Source organism: Motilibacter deserti (assembly GCF_011250635.1).
In the GTDB taxonomy this organism is placed as follows: domain Bacteria; phylum Actinomycetota; class Actinomycetes; order Motilibacterales; family Motilibacteraceae; genus Motilibacter_A; species Motilibacter_A deserti.
Genome location: NZ_JAANNP010000098.1, coordinates 1 through 6,518, shown reverse-complemented (window position 1 = coordinate 6,518; position 6,518 = coordinate 1). Strand labels below are relative to the sequence as shown.

The following is a 6,518-nucleotide window of genomic DNA, read 5'->3' as shown; positions in this document are numbered from 1 at the left end:
CCCCTGTCGCACGGCCATGGCTCGCAGCTGAGGCATCACGCCGCCAGCGTCCTGCCTCCGACCGGGGCCGAGCTGTCACGCGGAGCGATCTGTGGACGACCACAACCCTGTGCACAGCCCACCTGCGCGGCGCCGAAGGCTCGACGGCGGTGGCAGGACACCGCGGAGGAGCCGCTGGCGCCGCGAAGGCTCGCTCACCCCCCGCTCAGCCCCCGATCGGAGGCTGTCCGCCGGGACCGCCCATGCCGCCCGGCGCGCCGCCACCGCTCGGCGGCTGGCCCCCACCGGTCGGCGTCGTCCGCGTGTCGACGCGGACCGCGAGCGAGACGGCGTAGCCGCCCGCGACGTCGCCGGTGACCGTCCCGAGCTGGGTGGCGCCGCCGTCGTCGCCGAAGACGTTGTCGCTGTCCAGGCTGACCTTCGCCAGGTTCGTGACCGACGCCTCGTAGCCGGGCTCGGCGTACACCGTCTCGCACGTCGCCTTGGGCAGAGCGACCTGCGAGGTGGCGATCGCGTTCGCGGCGTCGCTGATGCTGTCCGCGTCGGGGTAGACCTCGAAGTGGATGTGCGGCCAGCGCCCGTCGTAGCAGGCCGGGAAGATGCTGGTGAACTTCACCCTGCCGTCGGCGTCGGCGATCTGCACACCACGTAGGTAGTTCTCTTCGGTGATCCCTTCTGAGTACATCGAGTAGCCGCCCTCGCGGGTGCAGTGCCAGACGTAGACGGCGACACCGGCGAAGGCCGAACCACCGTTCGCGAGATCCGACACCGACAGCTCGAGCGTCATGGGCACGCCCTCGGCGGTGCCGCTCGCATCGCCGAAGCTCGACCGGATGTCACTGCGCACGATGCCGCTCTGCTCCAGCACGTCCGGCCCGTTCGAGCCGTCACCCGGGTACGGCCCGGCCGTCTCGTCGGGGATCTCCCCCGTCGACGCGGTTGTCCCCGTCGTCCCCGTCGTCGCGGTCGCGCTCGGCGTGGCGACCGCCGCGGCCGACCCGCTGCCCGAGGACGAGCTCCCGCACGCGGCGAGGCCCAGGCCGAGGGCACCGAGGCCGAACGCCCGCAGCGCCTGCCGGCGCCCGAGCAGCGTCCCGAGGTCGAACCCGAGGCCCTGGTCGACGACCTCCTCGTCCGGTCGCGGCAGCGGTCGTCCCTCGTACGTCGGCGTGCGGGGCTGGCTCATGTCGGCTCCTCGTGGTCGGTCCCAAGCTCAGCAACCACTCTCGGCGCGCTGCCCGGCAACGCTCTGTCGCCGGGCTGTGGGTTCGCTGTGACGAGCTGAACGGGAGCTGAGACCTGGCAACCAAGCAGGCGCGGCGGGTGCCGGCAGGGCGAGGCGTCCAGCGCCTCCCAGCCGCGCCGCTCAGCCTTCCTCGGCCCAGGCGTACCAGCCGCCGCCGAGGCCCCGCGACTCCGCGAGCGTGAGGTAGCCCTCCGCCGCGAGCCGCTCGAGCCCGCCGTCGGGCAGGTAGGCGAACCCGGCGCGGCCGCCGGGGGTGCCGGTCACCTCGTCCATCAGCACCCCGCCGGGGACCGGCTCGAGCGAGGTGATCGTGTACGTCCCCAGCCGCAGCGGCGTCGGCTCGCCGTTGCCGGTGTCCAGCACGCGCTGCGCGGCGTCCCGGAAGCGGTCCTCCCCGAGCGCCCACCGCACCCGCAGCGGGCCGTCGACGGCCACGAAGGCCAGCACGAGCGCGCCGGCCACGGGGCCGACGACGAACCACCAGGACCAGGGGTCGCGCCGGGCGCGGCTCAGCCCGAGCCGCGCGAGCCACGTGAGCGCCCCGAGCGCGAGCCCGAGCACTCCCAGCGTCCACCAGAGCGCCGGCCGGCCGGGGAAGCTCTCCGCCCACAGCAAGGCCGCCGTCGGCAGGGCGAGCGCTGCGTGGAACGGCCAGCGCGGCACCGTGGCACGCTCGTCCGTCACGCCGCGCACGCCCGGGTGTCCACCGCCTTCGTCGCGGCCCGCGCACCGTCGGCGACCGGCGAGAGCTCGGCCACCGTGAGGGCGTAGCCGGTCTTGTCGTCGTCCACGGACTTGGCGAAGACCATGCCGATGACCCCGCCCGACGGCGAGAGCAGCGGACCGCCGGAGTTGCCGGGCTGGATGGTCGCGTAGAGCGAGAGCACCTCGCGGGTGACGGTACGGGTCGAGTAGATGTTCGGGCCGCGGGCCTGGATGACCTCGCGCACGCGGGCGGGCCCCATGCGGAACGGTCCGCCGCGGGGGAAGCCGGCGACGACGCCGGAGTCGCCCCGGCCGGCACCGGACACGAGCGGCAGCGCCTTCGCCTCGAGCTGCGGGACGTAGAGCACCGCGACGTCACGGGTGTAGTCGAAGGCGACGACCCGCGCCTCGTAGACCGTGCCGGCCCCGCCGATCTGCACCTTCGGCTTGGTGACCCCGGCGACGACGTGGGCGTTGGTGAGCACGTGGTGCTGGGCGTAGACGAAGCCGCTGCCCTCGATGCGCCGGTCGCAGTCCTTCGACGAGCCGCTCACCTGCACGATGCTGCGGCGTGCCTTGGCGATCCCCGGCGTCTGCACGGCGCGGGCGTCCGGGGCCTCGACGGGCAGGATGCGCTCGGGGGAGAGCCCGCCGAAGACCTGCGGGAACGACCCCTCGTCGAGCAGCGCGCGGAACGAGGAGAAGAAGTGCTGGCTCGCATCGGGCATCGTGGCGTCGACCGCGCGCAGGATCCGCGAGTCGGCGACGGCCTTCGACAGCCGGGGCATCTCCGCGCCGCGCACGGCCGTGCCGAGGAACCACGTCACGACGAGGACCCCGAGGACGCTCAGCAGCGCGCCGAGCGCGGAGTCGACCAGGCGGGCGGGACCCCAGACCAGCAGCCGGCGCAGCCGCCCGCCGATGCCGGTGAGCAGCAGCTGGCCGAGCACGGCGGCGAGCACGACCACCGAGGCGGCGGCCAGAACCTGACCGGTGCTGGGGTCCCAGTCGCCGACGATGCGCGGGGTGAAGACCATCGCCGCGATGCCGCCGCCGAGGAAGCCGACGAACCCGAGGACGGCCACGAGGAAGCCCTGCCGGTAGCCGGAGAACGCGAACGACACGAGCCCGATCGCCAGGGCGATGTCGAGGATCACTCGTCGGGCCCGTCGCCGTCCGAACGACCGCCGTCGGGTACGGGTATCTCGCTTCCGCGAAGCTGAGTGCTGATGTCGAGCGGGGTGGCCGACTGGTCCCACGGGCGGTCCCACCCTGCGAGGCGCAGCACGGAGGCGAGCAGGCTGCCGGTGAACCCCCACACGAGCAGCCCCTGCACGCGGAACGCCGGGCCGATGAAGCCGCTCTGCGGGTGCAGGACGCGCAGCCGGTTGGCCGGGTCGACGAGCTCGGCGACCGGGACCCGGTGCACCGACGCGACCTCGGCGGGGTCGCCGGCGCGCACGGCACTCGGCGTACGCCACCACCCGAGCACAGGCGTCACGAGGAAGCCGCTGGGGGGCAGGAAGAGCGCCGGCAGCTGGCCCAGGACCTCCACCCCGCTCGGGTCGAGGCCGGTCTCCTCCTGCGCCTCGCGCAGGGCGGCCTCGACCGGGCCGGCGTCTCCCTCGTCGAGCCGCCCGCCGGGGAAGGCCACCTGCCCCGGATGATGGCGCAGCCCCTCGGCCCGCTGCAGCAGCAGGACGTCGACGCCGGCCGGGCCGGGCCCGAACAGCAGCAGCACGGCCGATGCGCGCCCGCCCTCGGGCGGGACGGGATGGCGGCTGAAGTCCTCGCGCCGGCCCGAGTGCACGACCCGGGACAGCGGCGCGAGCGCCTCCGGCAAGTCGGAGGCGTCCGAGCTCACGCGAGCGTCCCGAGCGGCGAGACGTCCTCGGGCCCCGCGCCCTCCGGCGCGTCGAACTGCGCCGGCGGCACGTCCTTCACCAGCTTGCGCGCCTTCTCCGGGTCGGTCTCGCCGGTGCCGTACGCCGGGCAGAGCTTGGCGACCGGGCAGGCCCCGCAGGCGGGCTTGCGCGCGTGGCAGGTCCGCCGCCCGTGGAAGATCAGCCGGTGGCTGAGCATGGTCCAGTCGCGCTTCTCGAACAGCGACCCGACCTCGTGCTCGACCTGGACCGGGTCCTCGGACACGGTCCAGCCGAACCGGCGGGAGAGCCGGCCGAAGTGCGTGTCGACGGTGATGCCCGGGATGCCGAAGGCGTTGCCGAGCACGACGTTCGCCGTCTTGCGCCCGACCCCCGGCAGCGTGACCAGGTCCTCGAGCCGGTTCGGGACCTCGCCGTCGAACCGCTCGCACAGCGCCTGCCCGAGCCCGATCACCGACTGGGTCTTCGCGCGGAAGAACCCGGTCGGCTGCAGGATCGTCTCGAGGTCCTCGCGGTCGCCCGAGGCGAAGTCGGCGGCCGTGCGGTACTTCGCGAACAGCCGCGGGGTGACCGAGTTGACCCGCACGTCGGTGGTCTGGGCGGACAGCACCGTGGCCACGAGCAGTTCGAGCGGCGTGGTGAAGTCGAGCTCGCAGTGGGCGTCGGGGTAGCGCTCGGCGAGCACCCGGTTGATCCGGCGCGCGCGGCGCACGAGCGCCGTCCGGGACTCCCCGCCGACGGGGGCGGCCGCTGCGACCGCGGCCCCGGCGTCGTCGGACACGGTCGACGGTCGGGCAGATCGGGCACGCGGCGGCACGAGTGCCAGCCTACGGCGCCCGCCATGGGTCGTCCGGGTGACCTGGGCGCCTGCCTGCTCAAGCACTTCGGAGGCCCCGACGATTTATTCCACGTCAACGGGCGGTCGTCGCCCCGACCACCCGTCACTGGAGGAGGCACGCATGTCCGCATCGACGGACCTACCCGCGGCCGCGGACGTCCGCAGCACCGAGGTACCCGCACAGCTCGCCCCGGTCCGCCGCGGCAGCCAGCCGGCCCCCGCCCGGGTCCCGGCGCTCGCGCACCTGTCGCTCGCGGAGCTGCGGGCGTACCGCAAGGACCTCGGCAACGAGGAGAGCCGGGTGTCGTACTGGCGCCGGCTCGTCCAGGCCCGCTGCGACGTGCTCGACTCGGCCCGCCTGCACCGGCCCGAGCGGCTGCGCGACGTGCTCGCCCACGGGCAGAGCGGCCCGGCCCGCTCGGCGTTCCTCACCCTCGAGGCCACGGCCGCGCTGCCGGACCTGGCCGCGCTGCCCGAGCTGCCCGACCTCGTCGCCCTCTGGTCCGAGGTGGACCCGCAGGACAACGAGGCCCGCAGCGAGCTCATGGGCCGGCTGGCCGCTGCCGACCTGGCTCTCTCGACCTACCGCAAGGGGCTGCACGAGCGGCTCGACCTCGCCACCCGCGAGCTCGTCGCGCGGTACGCCGAGGACCCGCGCCAGTGCCTCGTGGCCCTGCCGCTGCCCTGATCGTCACCCGTCCGGCCGCACCCCGCCGAGAACTTCCGCAAGATCCGGCGGGGTGCCTCGGTAGGGCGGCGCCGGGTGGGGCAGACTGGCCGCTGTGAGCAGCGACGACGCTCAGGTCAACGACCACGTACGCCGGGCTCCGCTCTTCGCGGCGCTCGACGACGAGGCCGCCCGCGAGCTGCGCGCGACCATGGAGGAGCAGCACCTCTCGCGCGGCGACATCCTCTTCGCGGAGGGCGACGAGGGCTCCACCCTCTTCGTCGTGACCGAGGGGAAGATCAAGCTCGGGCGTACGGCCCCCGACGGCCGGGAGAACCTCCTCGGCGTGCTGGGGCCGGGCGAGATGTTCGGCGAGCTCTCCGTCTTCGACCCCGGCCCGCGGACCGCGACGGCCACCGCGGTCACCGAGACGACGCTCATCGGGCTCGGCCACGAGGACCTGGACAAGTGGATCCGCGGCAGGCCCGAGGTCGCCTACACGATGCTGCAGTCGCTGGCCCGCCGGCTGCGCCGCACCAACGAGTTCCTCGCCGACCTCGTCTTCAGCGACGTCCCCGGCCGTGTGGCCAAGGCCCTGCTCGACCTCGCGCGCCGCTTCGGCGTCCAGGGCGACGAGGGCGTGCACGTCACGCACGACCTCACCCAGGAGGAGCTGGCCCAGCTGGTCGGCGCGTCCCGCGAGACGGTCAACAAGGCGCTCGCCGACTTCCAGCAGCGCGGGTGGATCCGGCACGAGGCCCGCGCCGTCGTGCTGCTCGACGTCGACCGGCTGGCGCGCCGCGCGCGCTGACGCGGCCCCCACGGCCGCACCGGCACTCCGGGCGGAGCACCAGACGCACACGCGCACGCCACCTTCGGGCGCGCCCTCCGCTTGACGCCCGGAATGACGGCGTTGTCTCCTTACGCTCCCCCGGCCACGGCGGCCGGGTCAGAGCAGCAGGAGGCTCAATGAGGAGTCCGATCCGCTGGGCGACGATGGCCGCGGGGACGTCCCTGTTCCTCGCCCCCACGGTGGCCGCGCCGACGGCGTACGCCGCCCCGCCCGCACCGGCGATCGTCGGGGTGGACGCGATCGTCGAGGTCAACCCGCTCGGGTACGCGGTGAGCGCGGTCGCGATCGAGCTGGACCGCAAGATCCACGTCCGCGACGCCGACCTC

At 74.3% G+C, this 6,518-nt stretch carries 8 protein-coding genes; 3 read left to right on the top strand and 5 right to left on the bottom strand.

Translation table 11 applies throughout. The features are described 5' to 3' along the window. Positions 1 to 205: 205 nt before the first annotated feature. The 5 genes from G9H71_RS20340 to nth form a co-directional block, all read right to left on the bottom strand. Positions 206 to 1,186 (bottom strand): intradiol ring-cleavage dioxygenase, encoded by a 981-nt coding sequence (locus G9H71_RS20340; protein WP_166284608.1) that lies wholly within the window; start codon positions 1,184 to 1,186, stop codon positions 206 to 208. A gap of 180 nt (positions 1,187 to 1,366) precedes the next feature. Continuing rightward, entirely contained in the window at positions 1,367 to 1,930 is a 564-nt protein-coding gene (locus G9H71_RS20335) for a hypothetical protein (RefSeq protein ID WP_166284607.1), read from the bottom strand. Then, the gene (locus G9H71_RS20330) at positions 1,927 to 3,108 is read right to left on the bottom strand and encodes a MarP family serine protease (protein ID WP_166284606.1); all 1,182 of its coding nucleotides are present in this window, start codon (positions 3,106 to 3,108) and stop codon (positions 1,927 to 1,929) included. Before G9H71_RS20330 ends, G9H71_RS20335 begins: the two co-directional genes overlap by 4 nt. Beyond that, positions 3,105 to 3,815, bottom strand: a complete 711-nt coding sequence (locus tag G9H71_RS20325) for an NUDIX hydrolase (protein WP_166284605.1) — start codon at positions 3,813 to 3,815, stop codon at positions 3,105 to 3,107. Before G9H71_RS20325 ends, G9H71_RS20330 begins: the two co-directional genes overlap by 4 nt. Then, positions 3,812 to 4,615, bottom strand: coding sequence for an endonuclease III (gene nth / locus G9H71_RS20320; protein ID WP_331273149.1), 804 nt, complete (start codon positions 4,613 to 4,615; stop codon positions 3,812 to 3,814). The genes G9H71_RS20325 and nth overlap by 4 nt, the downstream gene beginning before the upstream one ends. A 178-nt stretch (positions 4,616 to 4,793) precedes the next feature. On the opposite strand from nth, the gene G9H71_RS20315 reads away from it, so the two are divergent. The 3 genes from G9H71_RS20315 to G9H71_RS20305 all read left to right on the top strand — a co-directional run. Next, positions 4,794 to 5,360, top strand: coding sequence for an RsiG family protein (locus G9H71_RS20315; RefSeq protein WP_196792315.1), 567 nt, complete (start codon positions 4,794 to 4,796; stop codon positions 5,358 to 5,360). Positions 5,361 to 5,454: 94 nt separating this feature from the next. Beyond that, positions 5,455 to 6,150 carry a Crp/Fnr family transcriptional regulator gene (locus G9H71_RS20310; RefSeq protein ID WP_331273148.1) on the top strand — a complete coding sequence of 232 codons (696 nt, stop codon included), beginning with the start codon at positions 5,455 to 5,457 and terminating at the stop codon, positions 6,148 to 6,150. Between the two features lie 158 nt (positions 6,151 to 6,308). After that, a partial coding sequence (locus G9H71_RS20305; protein WP_166284604.1) for a hypothetical protein occupies positions 6,309 to 6,518 on the top strand: 210 nt, incomplete at its 3' end.

Bases quoted from the DNA above. Each gene is read 5' to 3' on its own strand.
- G9H71_RS20315 (WP_196792315.1), top strand. From the start codon at position 4,794: ATGTCCGCATCGACGGACCTACCCGCGGCCGCGGACGTCCGCAGCACC.
- G9H71_RS20340 (WP_166284608.1), bottom strand. From the start codon at position 1,186: ATGAGCCAGCCCCGCACGCCGACGTACGAGGGACGACCGCTGCCGCGA.